Genomic DNA, 18,408 nt, shown 5'->3' on the forward strand with positions numbered 1-18,408 from the left:
GCGCCCATCATATGGGCAGCATCGGACGCAACACAACGGAGCTTTCACGATGACATCCACTCCTCTTTACCGTCGCCTTGCAGGGTCCGCAGCCCTGGTGGCCGTTATGGGCGCGACCGGCGCCGCGCTGGTCCCCGCAACCCCGGCCCTGGCGGTGCCCGCAGGCGGTTACGGCGATCTCGTCGAGGCGGTCTCGCCCGCCGTGGTCTTTATCGAAGTCACCGGCAAGGCGCAGCCCGCCAACATGTCCGGGCAATTGCCCGAGGGCCTGCCCGAAGAACTGCGCCGTCAGTTCGAGAACATGATGCCGCCGAAGGGCGAGATGCCGACCCGGCAGGGCCTTGGCTCGGGCTTCCTCATTTCCGAGGACGGCAAGATCGTCACCAACAACCACGTCGTCGAAGGGGCCGAGACGGTGAACGTCAAGCTGGCCGATGGCCGTGAATTCGACGCCAAGGTGATTGGCAGCGACCCGCTGACCGATGTCGCCGTGCTGCAACTCGACACGGATGAAAACATGCCTTTCGTCAGCTTTGGCAATTCCGACAAGATGCGCGCCGGGGACGAGGTGATCGCCGTCGGCAACCCGTTCGGTCTGGGCGGCACGGTGACGTCCGGCATCGTCTCGGCGTTGTCGCGCGACATCAATTCGGGCCCCTATGACGACTACATCCAGACCGATGCGGCGATCAACCGGGGCAATTCCGGGGGGCCGCTGTTCAACAATGACGGCGAGGTGATCGGCATGAACACCGCGATCTTCTCGCCGGACGGTGGCTCGGTCGGCATCGGCTTCGCGGTGCCCTCGGATCTGGTGCAGCGCATCGTGGCGGATCTGTCGGATGACGGCACCATCACCCGTGGCTGGCTTGGTGTGCAGCTCAAGCCGATGCCCGAGGACATCGCCAACGTCCTGGGCTATGACACGCCCAAGGGTGCGGTCGTCGAGAAGGTGATGGACGACAGCCCCGCCGCCAAGGCCGGTCTGAGCAATGGCGACATCATCCTGTCCTTCAACGAGACCGAGATCGCGGACTTGCGCGACCTGACCCGCGCCGTGGCCGCAAGCGACCCCGAGTCCGTGGTGCCGGTCACCGTTTTGCACAGGGGTGAGAAAAAGACCCTTGAGGTGACGGTTGGAAGCCGGGGCGAGCCGAACGCCTGATAACGCGCGCTGCCTCGGCGCGTGCGTACGCCGCCGAGGCAACCGTGATCTTGGGGGATGGGCCGCAAAAGCCTGTCCCCCCAGTCGACACCACCAAACCCCATGACTTTCGTTGCGCGCTGCGAGAAAGCGTCGGCGTGCACCGGGACTGCACCTTGCAGCGATGTTTGGGGATACTTTTATCTGAGTTTGCCGACAGCAGATGAAGGCGGCGCGTCACCAGCCAAGCTTGCCTCAGAACTTTATGATCACGTCGTTTCAGTCATTGCCAAAAGCCGCTCGGAGCATTTCTCCGCAAGGTTCTCATTTGGCTCGTCAGAACCGGGCAACGTGGCCCATCCCTGCTTTGCGACAATTTCACCCTGTTCCCACGAACTCAGCTTTTCCATGGCCGCAATCTGCGTGTCCTGAATCTGTGCTGGCTCTGCTTGGAACTGCGCAACGCAGATCGGAGTAAGGGCGGACAGGACCGCGACCTCCGACTCTGCCTCCGCCATTTTGTGAGCCGAACCCGTCGTCATGACCCAATCGGCGCTGAACCCAATGATCGTAATGGCCAGCGCGCCGCCAATGGCACTCCAGACTGCTGGTTTGATCCATTCTGGCGCGTGCATTGTTTCACCTCCGTGTTGTTCATATTGAACCCAAGACGTGGGGGCGATCGGCAGCAGGTTCAAGCGGGAATCCGCCTAGGTGCGTGAGAATTACTTTGAAAACAAAGTGTTTTCCTGAGCTTAAGATCCAGAATCACGCGCTCTGGGCGTGCGTTGCTGTCATGGGCAATGGTAAAAGGACACTGAAGAGAGCAGATAAAAAAATTTAGGGCAGGGCCAAAACATCATCAAAATCTCTCCAGAAGAAGCCTCCCCGAGAGCAGACGAGCGATGGCGAGACGGTCAATATGGTTGTCCTGCAACTTTGTAGAGGCGGCGGCGAGACGCCGCCGCCCTTGGACCCTCTCAAAGGTCGAAGAGGCCTTCTTCGCCAGCATCGTCCCATTCGCCGTTGTCCCAATGTCCACTCTCGTCGACATCATAAGACGAGTAATATCCGTCATAGAACTCGCCAGCATCAACATAGCTGTTTGCGTCAGCATCCCATGTGTCGTAATCCCAGTCCGTGTCGAGTGCGCCGAATTCCTCTTCATCCAGCAGACCATCGTCATTGGTGTCCCAATCTGCATAAATGCCGGCATCAGCGACCGAACCGTAGAATTCGTCCTTCGTGATTTTGCCGTCGCTGTTCTCGTCATAGCTCACGAAAGACTGTGCGAGCGCGGGGCCAGTCACAGTCGCGAGCGCGAAAGCGGCGGTGAGCAGTTTGAGGCGTTTCATCGGAGTTCCTCCTTTGGTTTCGTTTCAACGCGTGCAAGTTGCACTGGTTGGAAAACGATTTGCCTGTGCAACTGTTCCAAGTTTTTTATGATATTTCAGAGCGCGATAGGGGGGGAGGGTGTTCTTCAACGTGCTAGCTCCGGGCAATGGGATAGCCCTGACAATGGCTGTCCCGGCAGTCGGTGCCATACGCAACATTCTTCGGGACCGCGCAGTGTATTCGGGTTGCGAGAAACGCCCCTTCTTCGTGACAGCGGCCCGGTTCGCCCTAGGTAGACCCAGACACGGAATCAGCGACAGAGAAGACAGGTGCACAGAGCGGGCGTTGCGAAACAGATTGTCATTTCCGCGCTGTTGATCGCGGGGGCAGGGCTGGTGTGGCACTATCGCGCCGAGCTGAGCGCCGCGATGAACATGCGTCCGGCAGAGCCCGCGCAGCAGGCCGGGCAGGGGGCACAGGCGCCCGGCGTTCCGGTGATTGCCGCCGAGGTGCGAACCATGCGCGATGATCTGAGCTTTTCGGCCATCGGCACCGGCCTTGCCCTGCGGTCGGTCACGCTGCGGGCGCCTGCGAGTGGCGAGATTACCGAGCTTGCCATCGCCCCCGGCGCGCGGTTCGAGACGGGCGATGTCCTGTTGCACCTGCGCGATACCGACGAGCGGCTGGCGCTGGCGCTGGCCGAGGCACGGCTGGAGCGCGCCACATCCGAGCGCAATCGCTACCGCGCGTTGCAGGATACCGGTGCCGCCGCCACCGCGCGTTTCGAGGAGGCCGAGACCGATTTCAAGGTGGCGCGGATTGCGGTCGAGCAGGCCCGCGCCGATCTGGAGGATCGCACATTGCGCGCGCCCTTTGACGGGGTGTCGGGGCTGGCAAGCGTCGAGGTCGGCGACCGGATCGTCGTCGATGACGCGATTGCCAGCTATGATGACCGCAGCCGAATTCTGGTGGAGTTCGATCTGCCCGAGGCCCTGCTGGGCCGGATGCGGATCGGCCTGAAGGTCAGCGCGCAGACCCCGGCGGTCGAGGGGCGCCGCTTTGATGGCGAGGTGGTGGCCATCGACAGCCGCGTCGAGGCCGCAACCCGCACCGCGCGGGTGCGCGCCGCCATCGACAACGCGGGCGATCTGCTGCGGCCCGGCGCGTCGTTCTCGATCCGGCTGGACCTGCCCGGCAAAAGCTATCCGGCGGTGCCGGAACTGGCGCTGCAATTCTCGGGCGGGGCGTTGCAGATCTGGCGCATCGCTGATGGCGCGGCAGAGCCCGTTCGGGTGGAACTGGTGCGCCGCCGCGACGGGCAGGTGATCGTCGACGGGCCACTGACCGAGGGGGAGCGGATCATCGTCGAGGGCACGCAGCGGCTGCGTCCCGGTATCGAGGTCAATGTGCTCAACGATCCGGACGCGGTGCGCTCATGAGCAGGGGCGGGCGCGGCATTTCCGATCTGAGCGTGCGGCGGCCCTGGCTTGCGGCGGTGATGAGCCTCTTGATCGTGATCGCGGGCATTGGCGCGCTCTTTGGCATCGAGGTGCGCGAATTGCCCGATGTGGACCGGCCCATCGTTTCGGTGCGTGCCAATTATCCCGGTGCGTCGCCGACCACGGTCGATGCCGAGGTGGCCTCACTGGTCGAGGGCGCTGTGGCGCGGGTCGCCGGGGTCGAGGCGGTGCGCACCTCTTCGGAAGAGGGCAATTTCCGGATGCGGGTGGAGTTCAGCGCGGATCGCGATCTGGCCAATGCCGCCAATGACGTGCGCGAGGCGGTGAGCCGGGTCGAGACGCGGCTGCCGGACGGGGTCGAGGATCTGTTCGTGGTGAAATCCGAGGAGGATGCCGATCCGGTCGTAGATGTCGCGGTCTGGAGTGATGAGCGATCCATCGGGGAATTGACGCGGCTGGTCGAGGATGCCATCGCCACCGAGTTCACCGCCGTGGATGGCGTGGCCGAGGTTGTCTTGTTCGGGGATCGGCAGCGGGTCTTGCGGGTCGAGGTCAGGCCGGACCGGCTGGCGGCCTTCGGCCTTTCGATTGGCGAGGTTGCGGAGGTTTTGCGCGCGGCGCAGTTCGACGTGCCGGTGGGCAGTTTTTCCTCGGGGCCGCTGGAGGTGCTGGTGCGCGCCGACGCCACCGTGGCCGAGCCTGCGCGCATCGAGGAGTTGCTGCTCAATGACCGGGTGCGGCTGGGGGATGTGGCCGAGGTCTATTTCGGGCTGGCCGCGCCCGACAGCGTTGCGCGGCTTGATGGGCGGCAGGTGGTCAGCCTCGGGATCGTGCGGCAGGCGCAGTCCAATACGGTGCGGATCTCCGACGAGGTGAGCGGCGCGATCGAGCGGCTGAAACAGCGGTTTCCCGATCTCGGCTTTGCCGTCACCAGCGATGATGCGGTGTTCATCAAGGGCGCGATTTCCGAGGTGCTCAAGACGCTTGGCGTGGCGCTGGTGATCGTGATTGCGGTGATCTGGGTGTTTTTCGGCCGTCTCGGGGCCACGCTGATCCCGGCCGTGACCATCCCGATTGCCTTGGTGGGATCGGTCGCGGGGATTTACCTGATGGGGTTCTCGATCAACCTGATCACGCTGCTGGCGCTGGTGCTGGCGACCGGGCTGGTGGTGGATGATGCCATCGTCGTGACCGAGAATATCCAGCGCCGCAGGCAGGAGGGGATGGGCCGCCGCGCCGCCGCCGTTCTTGGGTCGGGGCAGGTGTTTTTCGCGGTGATCGCCACCACGGTGACGCTGATCGCGGTCTTTGTGCCGATTTCCTTTTTGCCGGGCGATGCCGGGCGGTTGTTTACCGAATTCGGTTTCGTGCTGGCGGTGACGGTGGCGATCTCGTCCTTTGTCGCGCTGACCATGTGCCCGATGCTGGCCTCGCTGTCGGAGGGGTTGGGGCGCGGCGGCGGGGTCTTTGGCGGGTTGGGAACTCGGCTGGCGGCGCTTTACGGCGCGCTCATCCGCCCGATGATCCGCGCGCCGCTGGTGACGCTGGTCGGGGCGACGCTTGTCGCGGGTGGCGCTGTGCTGGTCTATGAGCGCCTGGGCGAGGAACTGGTGCCGCCCGAGGATCGCGGCATGGTTTCGGTCTGGGTGCAGGGACCGGACGGCACCGGGCTGGATTATACCGACCGGCAGGTGGTGCAGGTCGAGGACATGCTGCGCCCCTATGTCGAGCAGGGCGTGGCGCAGAGCCTCTATTCGATCACCGGGCGCTATGATCTCAACCGTGGCAGCATCGGCGTGCGGCTGGTCCCGTGGCAGGAGCGGGATGTCTCGCAGGCGGAGATCGAGGCGGAGATCCGCGATGCGCTTGAAACCCTGCCGGGCGCGCGCGCCCGCTTTCGCAGCGGCAACAGCCTCGGGCTGCGCGGCGGATCGGGCGGGGGCTTGAGCATCGCGCTGACCGGACCGAACTATCCGCAGATCGCCGAGGCCGCCGACGCCTTCGCGCGGGATATGGCAGAGGTGACGGGTGTCTCGGGCATCCGGGTGCAATATCAGGCGACGCAGCCGCAGCTGAGCATCGGGGTGGATCGGCAGCGCGCCTCGGATCTGCGGGTGCCGATGGAGACGCTGTCGGGCACGCTGCGCGCGCTGGTCGACGAGGACGAGGTGGCGGAACTGACCATCGACGACGAGGCGCTGCCGATCTTTCTGCAATCCGCCAAAGGCGTCGTGCGCGACCCGGTGGATCTGATGAACCTCAATATCCGCTCGGATGCGGGCGATCTGGTGCCTCTGAGCCAGATCGTGACCCTGAACGAGCGCGGCGTCGCGGCGGAGTTGGACCGGCATGAGCAGCGCCGCGCCATCGAGATCGACGCCTCGGTGTCGCCAGAGGTGACGCTGCGCGAGGTGATCGACGAGGTGCGCGCGATGGGGCAGGAGCGGCTGCCTGCCGGCATCGGCCTCATCTTTCTTGGCGAGGCCGCGTCGCTGGACGAAACCTCCTCGGCGCTGACCGCGACCTATGTGATAGCACTTCTGGTGGTGTTCCTCGTGCTGCTGGCGCAGTTCGAGAGCCTGACGAGCGCGCTGGTGGTGATGACGACGGTGCCGTTCGGCGTCTGTGCCGCGATTTACGCGCTGCTGCTGACGGGCACGACGATCAATATCTACAGCCAGATTGGCGTGCTGATGCTGATCGGGGTGATGGCCAAGAACGGCATCCTGCTGGTCGAGTTCGCCAATCAGCTGCGCGATGAGGGGCGCGAGGTGATGGATGCGGCCCAGGAGGCGGCGCTGGCGCGGCTGCGCCCGATCGCGATGACGCTCATCTGCACGGTGATGGCCGGTTTGCCGCTCATTCTCGGGACCGGGCCGGGGGCCGAGGCGCGGGCGGCGATCGGTTGGGTGATCGTGGGCGGGCTGGGCATGGCCGCGATATTCACCTTGTTCCTGACGCCTGCCGCCTATGCTCTGCTGAGCGGTCTGACGCGCGCGCGGGCCTCGGCGTCAGAGGCGCTGGACCGGGAGTTGCGGGACAGCGGCGCCTGACGGGCCGCATGTGGCAGAGCCGAAGGGTCAGACAGCGGGCGTTCCGCGTGAGATGATGAGGCCGAGACTTCGTGCATGCGTCGCGGCAGGGACGTGTGATGGGGCGGCATCTGGTGACCCGTGCGGGAGCGGGGCGTTGCGGATGACGGGTTCGGCCGGATGGTTTTTTGGCGCATAATCAGTATTATGTTAAATTTGCATTATCCATCGGCAACTGCGCTTCCGAAGTAACTGCTTATCTCGCAATGCTTTAGCGGACGTAATTCATCTGATGAGCCATGTCCCGATGTATGTTCATCGCCCTGTGCTTTCTTGCCTGTGGCTTCTGCGCCGCCCGTCGTCGCGGATATGCCGCGCCCGGCATGCCACTCTCGACAGAGCAAGCCAAAGCGGTTTAAATCTCGCGTGGAGGGATTCCCATCATGACGTCCATTCTCGTTCTAAATGGCCCTAATCTCAACCTCTTGGGAACACGGCAGCCCGAGGTTTACGGGCACACGACGCTGGCCGATATCGAGGCCATGTGCCGGGAGCATGCCGCCGCGCACGGGGTTGATATCGGTTTCGATCAAAGCAATCACGAGGGCGTTCTGATCGACGCGATCCATGCGGCGCGCGGGCACCATGACGGGATCATCCTGAACGCCGGTGCCTATACCCACACCTCGGTCGCGCTGATGGATGCGTTGAGTTCGGCACAGGTGCCGGCGATCGAGTTGCATCTGTCGAATGTGCATGCGCGCGAGGCGTTCCGGCACCAGTCCTTTATCGCCAAGGTTGCCGTCGGCGTGATCTGCGGCTTTGGCGCACAGGGCTATATTCTCGCGCTCGACGCGATGCGCGGTCATCTGGAGCGCGCCGGATGATCGACGCCGCCACGATCAACCGCGTTCTCAACGCGACCACGATCGAGGAACTGTGGGATCTGCACACGCGCAAGATGGCGGAATATGGGTTTGACCGGCTGATCTATGGCTGCACGCGGTTTCGCACCCGCACCTCGCTTGGCGATCCCGATGATTTTGTCGTCCTGTCCAACCATCCGCCGGGATATATCGAAAGCTTTGTCGGCGATGGGCTTTATTTCCATGCGCCGATGGTGCGCTGGTCCATGGAAAACGACGGTGCCTGTTCCTGGGCGCTGGTGGAAGAACGGGTCATGGCGGGCGACATTACCGAGGACGAGCGCGCGGTGCTTGACTTCAACCACGCGCATGGGGTGACGGCGGGCTACTCGATCAGTTTCAAGTCGCTGCGCCCGCGGATGAAGGCGGCCATGGCCCTGACGGCGCGGCACGGCGTGAGCCAGAGCGAGGTTGATGCGCTGTGGCAGACGTGCGGCGAGGTCATTCTGGCCTATAACAATCTGGCGCATCTGTGCATTCAGGCCCTGCCCTATGAGCCGCCCAAGCGCGCGCTGACCGGTCGCCAGCGCGAGGTGCTGGGCTGGGTCGGTGACGGCAAGACGGTTCAGGACATCGCGATGCTGATGGGCCTCACACCAGCAACGGTAGAGAAACATCTGCGACTCGCGCGAAAGGCTTTGAGCGTTGAGACCACCGCGCAAGCGGTGCTGAAAGCTGCATTCCAGAATCAGATGTTCTTTCTCGAAACCTGAAAATCGTGTGAAATCAAGTATTTGGCGTACTGGTATGGAATTCCTTACTTTCCTTACGTAGCGTAAGACGTCATGGTATCACGGTTCCGTGAGTGGTGGCTATATGCCTGGAACGTATAGACGGCGATCAGCCTTTGGCGTTTTGAAGGGGTCACCGTTTTTTCCGGACTTTCCGGATGTCGGCTGCGCCCTTCTATTCCATCGGAGGGCGCAGTCGATGCAGTAAAGGCCGTCGTTTCATCCCCAATAGACGACCGGTCATGAGCGGTGCCGCCCCTTCGGGCGGCACCGTTTCTTGTTTCGGCTGCCCCGGATTTGGGTATCCTTGACATGAAAAAAGGGGCCCGGCCGGGCCCCTTATCTACCGGATCTCGCGACTGGCTCAGCCCTGAGCGACCTTGGCCACTTCGGCGGCGAAATCCTCTTCCTTCTTCTCGATGCCTTCGCCCACTTCGAGACGCACGAAGGCGGAAATCGTCGTGCCCGCCTCCTTGGCTGCGGCCTCGACGGTGAGATCGGGGTTCATCACGAAGGCCTGTCCGAGCAGGGTGACCTCGGACATGAATTTCTTCATCCGGCCGATGATCATCTTCTCGATCACCGCATCCGGCTTACCGGATTCACGGGCGATGTCGATCTGAACCTGCTTTTCCTTTTCGACAAGCGCCGGATCGAGCGAGGCCTCGTCGAGCGAGGCGGGGTTGGTGGCGGCGATATGCATCGCGACCTGCCGGGCGAATGCCTCGTCGCCCGAGAAGGCCACCAGAACGCCGATCTTGCCCATGCCCTCGGCGGCGGCATTGTGGACATAAGAGACGACGCCGTCACCCTCGACACGGGCCATGCGGCGCAGCGACATGTTCTCGCCGATGGTGGAAATCTTGTCGGTGATCGTGTCGCCCACGGTCTTGCCGCCCAGATCGGTGGCGGTCAGTGCGTCGATATCGGCAGCGCCAAGCGCGGCTTCGGCGATCTGTGCGACCATGGCCTGGAAATCGGCGTTCTTGGCGACAAAATCGGTCTCGGAGTTGATCTCGACCGCGACACCCACGCCGTTTGCGACCTTGACCGCGACCAGACCCTCGGCGGCGGTGCGGCCGGATTTCTTGGCCGCCTTGGCCAGACCCTTGGTGCGCAGCCAGTCCACGGCCGCTTCCATGTCGCCATCGGTCTCGGTCAGGGCCTTCTTTGCGTCCATCATGCCTGCGCCCGTGCTGTCGCGCAGTTCTTTTACCATTGCAGCAGTGATCGCCATCTTGGCTCTCCTCAAATTCGATATATCGCGGGGGCGGGATAACCCTGCCCCCGTGTCAGTTTCGTGACAGGTCTCAGCCTTCCGCGGCGGCGGTTTCCGGCGCGACTGCGTCTTCCATCGGGGCCTCTTCCATCGCGCCGAGATCGACACCGGCCGCACCCATCTGGGCGGTCATGCCGTCAAGCGCCGCGCGGCTGACCAGATCGCAATAGAGCGAAATGGCGCGGGCTGCGTCGTCATTGCCGGGGATGATGTAATCGATGCCATCGGGCGAGCAGTTGGTATCGACCACGGCCACGACCGGAATGCCCAGTTTGTTGGCCTCGGCGACGGCAAGCGCCTCTTTCTTGACGTCGATGACGAAGAGCATGTCCGGCACGCCGCCCATTTCGCGAATACCGCCGAGCGAAGCCTGAAGCTTGGTCTGGTCGCGCTCGATGCCGAGACGCTCTTTCTTGGTCAGGCCTTCGCCGCCCGCCTCGAGGATCTCGTCGATCTGCTTGAGTCGCTGGATGGATTTCGACACGGTCTGCCAGTTGGTCAGCGTGCCGCCGAGCCAGCGGTGGTTCATGTAATACTGGGCGCATTTCTCGGCGGCCTCGGCCACCGGCTGCGCGGCCTGACGCTTGGTGCCGACAAAGAGCACGCGGCCGTTTTTGGCAACGCATTCACGGATCGCGTTGAGTGCCGCGTCGAGCATCGGCACGGTCTGCGTCAGATCCATGATGTGGATGCCATTGCGCGCGCCGTAGATGAACTCGCCCATGCGGGGGTTCCAACGCTGCGTCTGGTGGCCGAAGTGAACGCCAGCTTCCAAGAGCTGACGCATGGTGAACTCGGGAAGAGCCATGGTCGTATTCCTTTTCCGGTTTGCGCCTTGGCACGGGGTGAGAAGCGGGATGCTTCAACCGGTGGACTGCAACGGGGATGTCTCCCCCGTCAGCCCGCCCATGCCTGCGGATTTCAGTGCCGCGCGTATAGCGGTCCCTGTCCGCCTGCGCAAGCCCCGCCGGGGTTTTTTGCCGAGACCCCTGTGCGGACCATTGTGGGGGGGACGCAATACGCATAGATAACCCACGTTCTGTGCCGAGAGTTGCCATGACCACGCCCTTCGAAGAGTATCCGATCGCGCCGAAGAAACCTGCCCGGTTCGGCGGGTTGCGCACCAGTTTTCTGACCGGTCTGGTGGTGATCGCCCCGGTCGGCCTGACGATCTGGCTGATGTGGACGCTGATCGGCTGGGTCGATGGGTTCGTGCTGCCGCTCATTCCCGACCGCTACCAGCCCGAGCAGTATATCGGCATCAACCTGCGCGGCGTGGGCGTGGTGATCTTCCTGATCTTCACCGTGCTTGTGGGGTGGGTCGCCAAGGGGCTGATCGGGCGCTCGCTCATCCGGTTTGCGGAATCGCTGGTTGACCGCATGCCGGTGGTGCGGTCGATCTATTCGGGGGTCAAGCAGATCGCGGAGACGGTCTTTGCCCAGACGGAAAGCAATTTCGAAAAGGCCTGTCTGGTGCAATATCCGCGTAAGGATATCTGGGCCATCGGTTTCATCTCGACCGAAGCCAAGGGCGAGATCAACCAGAAGGCGCAAACCGGCAGCGACCTGCTGAGCGTCTTCGTGCCGACCACGCCGAACCCGACCAGCGGCTTTCTTTTGTTCTTTCCGCGCGAGGACGTGATCGAACTCGACATGAGCATCGAGGACGCCGCCAAGCTGGTGATCTCGGCGGGGCTGGTCTATCCGGGGCAGAAGACGCCCGAGGAGTTGCGTAAGAAAGACGCCTGAGGTGACGAGGCGCGGTATTACGGTGCCGCGCCAAGCGCCTTGGCCAGACGCGGCAAGCGGGCCTTTTTCAACAGCGGGTGCATCTCCCAATCGTCTTTCGACAGGCGGCGCGCCTTGGCCAGAACGCCCTCGGCCACCGCCGCGACCTGACCCGGCTGCGCCTGCCAGATACCATGCAGGAACCCGTCGGGATCGGCCCGCCAGAGCCCCTCCTCGGCTAGGACGTTGCGCGGGAAATCACGCGCGTTCAACGTGAGGATGCCATCGGCGGACCCGGCGATGGCGGCTGCCAGAACATGGGTATCCGCCGGGTCGGGGAGCCAGAGCCGCGCCTCCAGAGATGGTGTGTAGCCAACACGGGCCTCGGGCCAGCGTGCCGCCATCAGCGCCGCCTCGCCCGCCGCCTGTGCCTGTGCCTCGGGGCCCAGTTTCGCCGCCGCATGCAGCCATTCGGCGATGATCCGCTCGGACCAGAGCGGGGTAAAGGCCCCTGCGCCGGCCACGCCCAGGATCATCTCGCGCATCACCGTGGGGTAGATCACGCAGGTATCCAGCAGGACCTTCATAGCCGGTAAAAGAGCGCCTTGAGATAGCCCGATTCCGCCAGTTGCGGATGCAGCGGATGATCCGGCCCCGCAAAGCCGGTGTGAATGAGCGCGCCCGCGCGCCCCGCGCGCCCGATGCCACGATTGCAGGCGGTGCGAAAGCGCGTGAGGTCGGCGGCATGCGAGCAGGAGCATAGCCCCAGATAGCCGCCCGGGGCCACCAGACCCGCCGCCAGCCGCGCCACCCGCTCATAGGCGCGCAACCCCTTCTCGAGCGCCGGTTTCGAGGGGGCAAAAGCAGGCGGGTCGCAGATCACCACGTCGAATTGCGCCCCCTCCTGCGTCAGTGCCTCCATCACCTCGAACGCATCGCCCTTGCGGGTGTCGAGACGGGCATCCTGTCCCATCCGCGCCGCGCCCTCGCGCGCCAGATCGAGCGCTGGGGCGGAGCCATCGACCGCAAGCGCATGCGTGGCCCCACCGGCAAGCGCGGCCAAGGCAAAGCCGCCGACATGGGCAAACATGTCGAGCACCCGCGCGCCGTCAGCCAGACGCGCGGCAAAGGCGTGATTGGGGCGTTGGTCGTAGAAAATGCCGGTCTTCTGCCCGCCCAGAAGATCAGCCATATAAGTGGCCCCGTTCATCGGCACCGGCACCGGTCCATCGGGGGCCGTGCCCGCCAGAACAGTGCTCTGATCGTCCAGCCCTTCGAGCCCGCGCGCGCGGCCCGAGGCGTTCTTGAGCACGGTCGAGACGCCTGTCACCTCTTGCAGCGCCGCCGTGATCTCGGGCAGCAGCGCCTCGGCCCAGGCCGCATTGGGCTGGATCACGGCGATGTCGTCGAAGCGGTCGATCACAACGCCGGGCAGGCCATCCGCCTCGGCATGGACGAGCCGATAGAACGGCAGCTCGAACAGCCGGGTCCGCAATTCCTGCGCCCGCGAGAGCCGCGCCGTGAACCACGCCGCATCAACCCGTGCGCCCGCGTCGCGGTCAAGCATCCGCGCCGTTATACGAGAGGCGGGGTTGACCGCCACGAGGCCAAGCGGCGCGCGCTCGGCATCCTCCAGCACGGCGACCGTGCCAGGGGCAAGGGCGCGGGTGCGCCGGTCGGTGACAAGTTCGTTGTCGAATACCCAAGGTGCGCCGTGCCGGATGGCGCGGGCGTCGGTCTTGGGTTTCAGGCGGATCACGGGATAAGGGGGCGCTGTCATGCCGCCCCCCTTACGCCGTTTCCCACTGCCGGGAAAGATCAGATTTGATTGAGCGCGCCCATGAGACCGAGGGCCTGCACGTGGTAGCCTTCGGGGTCCAGCAATTCGGCGCGGATCACGTTCGAGAGTTGCTCGGAGATGCGCCGCTTCTGGGTGATGCCCTCACGCTCGGCATTGATCGCCTTCTGGCCGCCGAACGCCTTGAAATCGGCCTTGACGAATTTCGGCGTGCCATAGGCCGCGCCGGTGTCGGGGTTGCGCAGAACGAATTCGAATTGCACCGCGTGCACCCCGCCGATGGTGTAGCGGGCCTTTTCGCTGAGCGCATGAAAGCGGGTGACGGTGACGTCGAGCACGGCGGGCACGGCCCCCCTCGGCATCTGCGCCACGCCATCCTGCAATGCGGCCTCGAAGATCGCCCTGACCTGCGCGTGGCGGTCGCCGGGGGGGTCTTCACGCCAGACGATGTCGCCGCCGGGATAGTAGCTGTTGGCCCCGGACACGCGCAGCGTGTCGGGCACCGAGACGCGGATGTCCTGAATGTCGAGCGAGACCGGCACCGGCTGCATCATCGGGCTGTCGAGCGGGGCGTTTCGGCTGGCGGTATCGACGTTGGCGCAGGCCGACAGGCCAAACCCCAGAGCCAGTGCGGCGGCGAGACGGAATGCGATCATGGTGTCCTCCAAGGCGTTGCCTGTTGTTCGTGCAACCGGAAGATGACGCTCCAATAGGGCGCATTTGAGACCAATTCAGCGCATTTTGCGTGCATTCGCGGGGCACGGGGGCAAGATCCGCGGCCTTGTTTCAGCTCTCTCGCGGGCGCGACCGCCAGCCACCGCGCCGCCGCGCGGGGGCGGATTTCTCCATCCCCTCGTGCAGGACCCGGGTCATCGGGTGATCGGGATTGTCGGGCGCATATTGCTCGATCAGCGCGGCGATCGCCACCTGCGGGGCGTCCTCCTGCGGCTGTGACAGCGCCCAGTCAAGAAAGATCGACCGGCATTCGCCCGGCCCGATCCCGTCGATGCGATAGGCTTCGCGGATGAGCCCCTTGGGGTCGAGCGGATCGCGCTGCATGGCCATGGCTCAGCCCTCTCCGGGGGTGCGGTCGAGGCAGGCGTCGATCACCTCCGCCGCCGCCGCGCAGGTGGTGGTCAACCGGTCTTCCAGCATGCTCAGCGTCTCCTCTGCGGTCGCGCGCAGCAGGAATGCCGCGCCGCCCTCGCCGATGCGGTCGGGCGCGAGCGTCTTGTCGCTGATCAGCCTTGCCACCATCTGCACGCGCCAACAAAGCGCATAGGCACGTGTGAGCGCTGCGCTGTCGGCGTCACTCAACCAGCCGATTGCGACACCGCCCGCAAAGCCCGACGCCACATCACGCGCCGCCTGCCCCGCCATCAGGTTCCCGGCCTGCGCCACAAGCTCCAGATCGAGCAGGCGGCCCGGCCCCAGCTTGGCATCCCAGGGTCCGTCGGAGGGCTTGGCCTCGGCCACGCGGGCGCGCATTTCCTTGACCGATGCAAGCGCGGGTTCGGGCGTGGATTTCTCGGCAATGAGGCTGGCACGGAACGCCTCGACATCCTTGGCGAGCCCTGCATCCCCGGTGATCACCCGCGCCCGGGTCAGCGCCAGATGCTCCCATGTCCAGGCCTCGTTCTGCTGGTAATTCCGGAACGACGGCCAACTGGTCGCGACCGGCCCCTGATTGCCCGAGGGGCGCAACCGCATGTCGACCTCGTATAGCCGCCCCTCGGCCATCGGTGCGGTCAGCGCGGTGATCATCGCCTGGGTGAGCCGCGCGTAATAGGGGCGCGGCGTCAGCGGGCGGCGGCCGTCGGAGCCCTCCGCATCGCCCGCGTCATAGATCACGATCAGGTCGAGATCGGACCCCGCGTTGAGCCGTTCGGCCCCGAGCGAGCCCATGCCGACCACGACCGCGCCCCGGCCCGGTGGGTGGCCATGTTTCTCGCTGAATTGCGCGATCACCCGGGGCCAGACCGCCGCGATCACCGCGCCCGCCAGATCGGCATAGTGCTGCCCCGCCTGATCCGCGTCGATGAGACCGCGCAGGTGATGCACGCCGACGCGGAAATGCCACTCCTTGTGCCAGCGCCGGGCGGCATCGAGGGCACGCTCGTAATCCGCTTCGCGCGCCAGCCGCGCCGCCAGTTCCTCCTCCAGCGTCGTGCGCCCCGGCCAGTCGGCAAAAAAATCCCCGGCGATCACCGCGTCGAACACGCCTGCATTGCGCGAAAGATACTGCGCCAGCACCGGGGCGGTGCCGACGATATCGACAAGCAGGTCGATCAGATGCGGATTGGCCTCGAAGAGCGAAAACACCTGCACCCCCGCAGGCAGGCCCGAGAGGAAGCCGTCAAAGGCCAGCAGGGCCTCATTCGGCTCGGTGGTGCGGGCGAGACGCGCGAGGATATCGGGCTTCAGCCGTTTGAAAATCTCCACCGCCCGCGCGGAGCGCAGCGCCGGATAGCTGGGCCAGCGGGCGATCACATCGCCGTCGAGCGCGTCGGGCACGGCGCAGTCCTCGGCCCCGGAATCCTGCGCGAAGAACCCTTCGATCAGGTCATGCACCTCGGTCAGCCGCGCCTCCAGATCGGTGCGCAGATCCTCCGTGTCGCGGCCCATGAAGGCGGCGAGCCGGTCGAATTCCTCGGCCGAATTCGGCAGAAGATGCGTCTGCGCGTCGCGCAGCATCTGCACCCGGTGCTCGACCTCGCGGTGAAAGCGGTAGTGACGGGTCAGCGTCTCGGCGGCGCTCTCGGGAATCCAGCCCTTTTCGGCCAGCCGCGCCAGCCCCGGCACCGTGCCGCGCACCCGCAGATCGGTGTCGCGCCCGCCCGCGATCAACTGCCGTGTCTGGGTGAAAAACTCGATCTCGCGGATGCCACCGCGCCCCAGCTTCATGTTGTGCCCCTCAAGGCAGAGGCGCCCGCCCAAGCCCTTATGCTCGCGGATCGCAAGGCGCATGTTATGGGCGTCCTCGATGGCTGCGAAGTCGAGATGCTTGCGCCAGACGAAGGGCGTGAGCGTGGACAGAAAGCGGTCGCCCGCCGCGATATCGCCCGCGCAGGCCCGCGCCTTGATATAGGCCGCGCGCTCCCATGTGCGCCCCAGGCTCTCGTAATAGGTCTCGGCGGCGGCCATTGCCATGCAGACCGGGGTGACGCCCGAATCCGGACGCAGCCGCAGATCGGTGCGAAACACATAGCCCTCGGCGGTGCGGTCGCTGAGCAGGGCGGACATCTTGCGCGTGGCGCGCACAAAACTGGCGCGCGCCTCGTGGAAATCATCGCGGTCAAACCGGGTCTCGTCAAACAGGCAAATGAGGTCGATATCGGAGCTGTAATTGAGCTCATGCGCGCCCATCTTGCCCATGGCGATCACCACCATTCCGGCACCCGTGGCGATGTCGGCCTCGGTCATGCCGGGCAGCTTGCCGCGTCGGATTTCCGCACCAAGGGCTGACTTCAGCGCCAGATCGCAGGCCAGATCGGCAAAATCGGTCAGACGGCCCGTCACCTCCTCCAGCGGCCAGACGCCCGCCAGATCTGCAAGCCCGGTGAGCAGCGCCACGCGCCGCTTGGCCTCGCGCAGGGCCGGGCCGAGACGGTCCGGCGGCACCTCTTTCAATTCATCGAACAGCCCCTTCAGCGCCGTCTCGGGCGCGTTGAATGCGGCCCCGAGCCACGTCGCCTCCTGCAGGATCAGCGTCTTCAGGAACGGGCTGCACCCCCCTGCCCCGTCCAGCAGATCCGAGACCGGATCGTGTAGATCGGGCAGCGCGGCGCGCGCCTCCTCTCCCTCGGCGGGATCAAAGGGGCGCGGCAGGCGGGTCAGGCGGTCGGTGAATGTCATGGCACGAGTGATACAAGGCGGGCGGGTCTGGTCAATGGCTGACGGAGTTGAAATAAGGGGAAAAAACCGGAGAACTACCATGAGCAAGAGCTTGGCCCGCGTGACCAGTGCGCTAGAGCACGCCGGGCTGGAGATCACGCCCGTCGAGATCGGCAATGCCACCACCGCGCAGATGGCCGCCGATCTGGTGGGCTGCGATATCGCGCAGATCGCCAAGTCGATCATGTTTCGCGGAGAACTGAGCGGCACGGCGATCCTCTTTGTCACCTCGGGCGCCAACCGTGTCGACGATGCGCGCGCGAGTGCCGTGGCCGGTGAGGCGCTTGGCAAGGCCGATGCCGCGCTGATCCGGGCGCAGACCGGCTTTGCCATCGGGGGCGTGTCGCCGGTGGGGCACCTGACGCGTCCGCGCGCGTTCTTCGATCCGCATCTCTTGACCTTCGCAGAGGTCTGGGCGGCGGCGGGCACGCCCCGGCATCTTTTCGGCATCGCACCGGAGCGCCTGATGGGGATTTCCGGCGCGCAGGGGGCCGCTTTCACCGGCTGACCCCTTGCAAATGCCCCGCCCATGCCCATCCTAATGCGACATGACCCAGACCCGATTGGCCCCCGCATGAGCGACATCACCTGGCACCTGCCCGACCCGGAGCGGCAACCGGAATTCTATGCCGATGTGGCCTCCAAGCGGCTGGTGGCGTTTATCGTCGATACCATCCTGATCATCGCGATCTGCCTGCTGATCGTGCCCTTCACCGCCTTCACGGGCCTGTTCTTCTTTCCGGTGCTGATGGCGGTGGTGGGCTTTGCCTACCGGGTGGTGACCATCGCGCGCGGCTCGGCCACATGGGGGATGCGGCTGATGGCGATCGAGTTTCGCGGGTCCGATGGCCAGCGCTTCGACCTGGGGCTCGCCTTTGCGCATACGCTGGGGCTGACGATTTCCTTTGCCCTGCCGATCCTGCAGGTGATTTCCATCGTCCTGATGCTGACCGGAGCGCGCGGTCAGGGGCTGAGCGATCTGGTTCTGGGCAGCGTCGCCGTCAACCGCCGCGCCGCGATGTGACAGAGGCGTGACAAGGCTCTTGGCGGGAACGATGATGGTTGTTATCGTCGCGGCCAA

The 18,408-nt window shown here is 64.8% G+C and carries 17 protein-coding genes; 8 read left to right on the forward strand and 9 right to left on the reverse strand.

The genetic code is table 11. The features are described from left to right. Window positions 1–49: 49 nt before the first annotated feature. Window positions 50–1,165 (forward strand): Do family serine endopeptidase, encoded by a 1,116-nt coding sequence (locus ACSSV4_RS07615; protein ID WP_454274440.1) that lies wholly within the window; start codon window positions 50–52, stop codon window positions 1,163–1,165. A gap of 248 nt (window positions 1,166–1,413) precedes the next feature. Here the strand turns inward: ACSSV4_RS07615 and ACSSV4_RS07620 are convergent, their stop codons facing one another. Together ACSSV4_RS07620 and ACSSV4_RS07625 are read right to left on the reverse strand one after the other, a co-directional pair. Then, window positions 1,414–1,842, reverse strand: a complete 429-nt coding sequence (locus ACSSV4_RS07620) for a hypothetical protein (RefSeq protein ID WP_454274441.1) — start codon at window positions 1,840–1,842, stop codon at window positions 1,414–1,416. A gap of 282 nt (window positions 1,843–2,124) precedes the next feature. Continuing rightward, complete coding sequence (locus ACSSV4_RS07625) at window positions 2,125–2,499, reverse strand: hypothetical protein (protein WP_454274442.1); 375 nt, start codon at window positions 2,497–2,499, stop codon at window positions 2,125–2,127. Window positions 2,500–2,808: 309 nt separating this feature from the next. Between ACSSV4_RS07625 and ACSSV4_RS07630 the strand changes: the two genes are divergently transcribed. The 4 genes from ACSSV4_RS07630 to ACSSV4_RS07645 all read left to right on the forward strand — a co-directional run bounded on the left by ACSSV4_RS07630 (window position 2,809) and on the right by ACSSV4_RS07645 (window position 8,610). Beyond that, window positions 2,809–3,918 carry an efflux RND transporter periplasmic adaptor subunit gene (locus tag ACSSV4_RS07630; protein WP_454274443.1) on the forward strand — a complete coding sequence of 370 codons (1,110 nt, stop codon included), beginning with the start codon at window positions 2,809–2,811 and terminating at the stop codon, window positions 3,916–3,918. Next, window positions 3,915–6,992 carry an efflux RND transporter permease subunit gene (locus tag ACSSV4_RS07635; RefSeq protein ID WP_454274444.1) on the forward strand — a complete coding sequence of 1,026 codons (3,078 nt, stop codon included), beginning with the start codon at window positions 3,915–3,917 and terminating at the stop codon, window positions 6,990–6,992. The genes ACSSV4_RS07630 and ACSSV4_RS07635 overlap by 4 nt, the downstream gene beginning before the upstream one ends. 422 nt (window positions 6,993–7,414) lie before the next feature. Continuing rightward, complete coding sequence (gene aroQ / locus ACSSV4_RS07640) at window positions 7,415–7,858, forward strand: type II 3-dehydroquinate dehydratase (protein WP_454274445.1); 444 nt, start codon at window positions 7,415–7,417, stop codon at window positions 7,856–7,858. Next, window positions 7,855–8,610 (forward strand): LuxR family transcriptional regulator, encoded by a 756-nt coding sequence (locus ACSSV4_RS07645; protein WP_454274446.1) that lies wholly within the window; start codon window positions 7,855–7,857, stop codon window positions 8,608–8,610. Before aroQ ends, ACSSV4_RS07645 begins: the two co-directional genes overlap by 4 nt. Before the next feature lie 382 nt (window positions 8,611–8,992). Here the strand turns inward: ACSSV4_RS07645 and tsf are convergent, their stop codons facing one another. Together tsf and rpsB are read right to left on the reverse strand one after the other, a co-directional pair. After that, window positions 8,993–9,865: a translation elongation factor Ts gene (gene tsf / locus ACSSV4_RS07650; RefSeq protein WP_454274447.1), complete on the reverse strand. Its 873-nt coding sequence runs from the start codon at window positions 9,863–9,865 to the stop codon at window positions 8,993–8,995. A 73-nt stretch (window positions 9,866–9,938) separates the two neighbouring features. Next, window positions 9,939–10,715: a 30S ribosomal protein S2 gene (gene rpsB, locus ACSSV4_RS07655; protein WP_454274448.1), complete on the reverse strand. Its 777-nt coding sequence runs from the start codon at window positions 10,713–10,715 to the stop codon at window positions 9,939–9,941. A gap of 248 nt (window positions 10,716–10,963) precedes the next feature. Here rpsB and ACSSV4_RS07660 point away from each other — a divergent pair, with 248 nt between their 5' ends. Further along, a complete protein-coding gene (locus ACSSV4_RS07660; protein ID WP_454274449.1) occupies window positions 10,964–11,656 on the forward strand; it encodes a DUF502 domain-containing protein in 693 nt (230 codons plus the stop codon). 17 nt (window positions 11,657–11,673) lie between these two features. Here the strand turns inward: ACSSV4_RS07660 and ACSSV4_RS07665 are convergent, their stop codons facing one another. The 5 genes from ACSSV4_RS07665 to ACSSV4_RS07685 all read right to left on the reverse strand — a co-directional run bounded on the left by ACSSV4_RS07665 (window position 11,674) and on the right by ACSSV4_RS07685 (window position 17,288). Continuing rightward, window positions 11,674–12,222, reverse strand: a complete 549-nt coding sequence (locus tag ACSSV4_RS07665) for an RSP_2648 family PIN domain-containing protein (protein WP_454274450.1) — start codon at window positions 12,220–12,222, stop codon at window positions 11,674–11,676. Further along, window positions 12,219–13,415 (reverse strand): RSP_2647 family RNA methyltransferase, encoded by a 1,197-nt coding sequence (locus tag ACSSV4_RS07670; protein WP_454274451.1) that lies wholly within the window; start codon window positions 13,413–13,415, stop codon window positions 12,219–12,221. The genes ACSSV4_RS07665 and ACSSV4_RS07670 overlap by 4 nt, the downstream gene beginning before the upstream one ends. 38 nt (window positions 13,416–13,453) lie before the next feature. Continuing rightward, window positions 13,454–14,089: a DUF6778 family protein gene (locus ACSSV4_RS07675; RefSeq protein WP_454274452.1), complete on the reverse strand. Its 636-nt coding sequence runs from the start codon at window positions 14,087–14,089 to the stop codon at window positions 13,454–13,456. Between the two features lie 130 nt (window positions 14,090–14,219). After that, the gene (locus ACSSV4_RS07680) at window positions 14,220–14,492 is read right to left on the reverse strand and encodes a hypothetical protein (protein WP_454274525.1); all 273 of its coding nucleotides are present in this window, start codon (window positions 14,490–14,492) and stop codon (window positions 14,220–14,222) included. A 9-nt stretch (window positions 14,493–14,501) separates the two neighbouring features. Then, window positions 14,502–17,288 carry a [protein-PII] uridylyltransferase family protein gene (locus ACSSV4_RS07685; RefSeq protein WP_454274453.1) on the reverse strand — a complete coding sequence of 929 codons (2,787 nt, stop codon included), beginning with the start codon at window positions 17,286–17,288 and terminating at the stop codon, window positions 14,502–14,504. 79 nt (window positions 17,289–17,367) lie between these two features. Between ACSSV4_RS07685 and ACSSV4_RS07690 the strand changes: the two genes are divergently transcribed. Beyond that, on the forward strand, window positions 17,368–17,835 hold the full coding sequence (locus tag ACSSV4_RS07690; RefSeq protein ID WP_454274454.1) for a YbaK/EbsC family protein: 468 nt from the start codon (window positions 17,368–17,370) through the stop codon (window positions 17,833–17,835). A gap of 66 nt (window positions 17,836–17,901) precedes the next feature. After that, the gene (locus ACSSV4_RS07695) at window positions 17,902–18,351 is read left to right on the forward strand and encodes an RDD family protein (RefSeq protein WP_454274455.1); all 450 of its coding nucleotides are present in this window, start codon (window positions 17,902–17,904) and stop codon (window positions 18,349–18,351) included. The last annotated feature ends 57 nt before the right edge of the window (window positions 18,352–18,408 follow it).

Source organism: Roseovarius sp. MBR-154, assembly GCF_053628595.1.

Bases quoted from the DNA above. Each gene is read 5' to 3' on its own strand.
- ACSSV4_RS07695 (WP_454274455.1), top strand. From the start codon at position 17,902: ATGAGCGACATCACCTGGCACCTGCCCGACCCGGAGCGGCAACCGGAA.
- ACSSV4_RS07680 (WP_454274525.1), bottom strand. From the start codon at position 14,492: ATGCAGCGCGATCCGCTCGACCCCAAGGGGCTCATCCGCGAAGCCTAT.
- rpsB (WP_454274448.1), bottom strand. From the start codon at position 10,715: ATGGCTCTTCCCGAGTTCACCATGCGTCAGCTCTTGGAAGCTGGCGTT.
- aroQ (WP_454274445.1), top strand. From the start codon at position 7,415: ATGACGTCCATTCTCGTTCTAAATGGCCCTAATCTCAACCTCTTGGGA.
- ACSSV4_RS07665 (WP_454274450.1), bottom strand. From the start codon at position 12,222: ATGAAGGTCCTGCTGGATACCTGCGTGATCTACCCCACGGTGATGCGC.
- ACSSV4_RS07685 (WP_454274453.1), bottom strand. From the start codon at position 17,288: ATGACATTCACCGACCGCCTGACCCGCCTGCCGCGCCCCTTTGATCCC.
- ACSSV4_RS07635 (WP_454274444.1), top strand. From the start codon at position 3,915: ATGAGCAGGGGCGGGCGCGGCATTTCCGATCTGAGCGTGCGGCGGCCC.
- ACSSV4_RS07615 (WP_454274440.1), top strand. From the start codon at position 50: ATGACATCCACTCCTCTTTACCGTCGCCTTGCAGGGTCCGCAGCCCTG.
- ACSSV4_RS07670 (WP_454274451.1), bottom strand. From the start codon at position 13,415: ATGACAGCGCCCCCTTATCCCGTGATCCGCCTGAAACCCAAGACCGAC.
- ACSSV4_RS07625 (WP_454274442.1), bottom strand. From the start codon at position 2,499: ATGAAACGCCTCAAACTGCTCACCGCCGCTTTCGCGCTCGCGACTGTG.
- ACSSV4_RS07645 (WP_454274446.1), top strand. From the start codon at position 7,855: ATGATCGACGCCGCCACGATCAACCGCGTTCTCAACGCGACCACGATC.
- ACSSV4_RS07690 (WP_454274454.1), top strand. From the start codon at position 17,368: ATGAGCAAGAGCTTGGCCCGCGTGACCAGTGCGCTAGAGCACGCCGGG.
- tsf (WP_454274447.1), bottom strand. From the start codon at position 9,865: ATGGCGATCACTGCTGCAATGGTAAAAGAACTGCGCGACAGCACGGGC.
- ACSSV4_RS07675 (WP_454274452.1), bottom strand. From the start codon at position 14,089: ATGATCGCATTCCGTCTCGCCGCCGCACTGGCTCTGGGGTTTGGCCTG.
- ACSSV4_RS07660 (WP_454274449.1), top strand. From the start codon at position 10,964: ATGACCACGCCCTTCGAAGAGTATCCGATCGCGCCGAAGAAACCTGCC.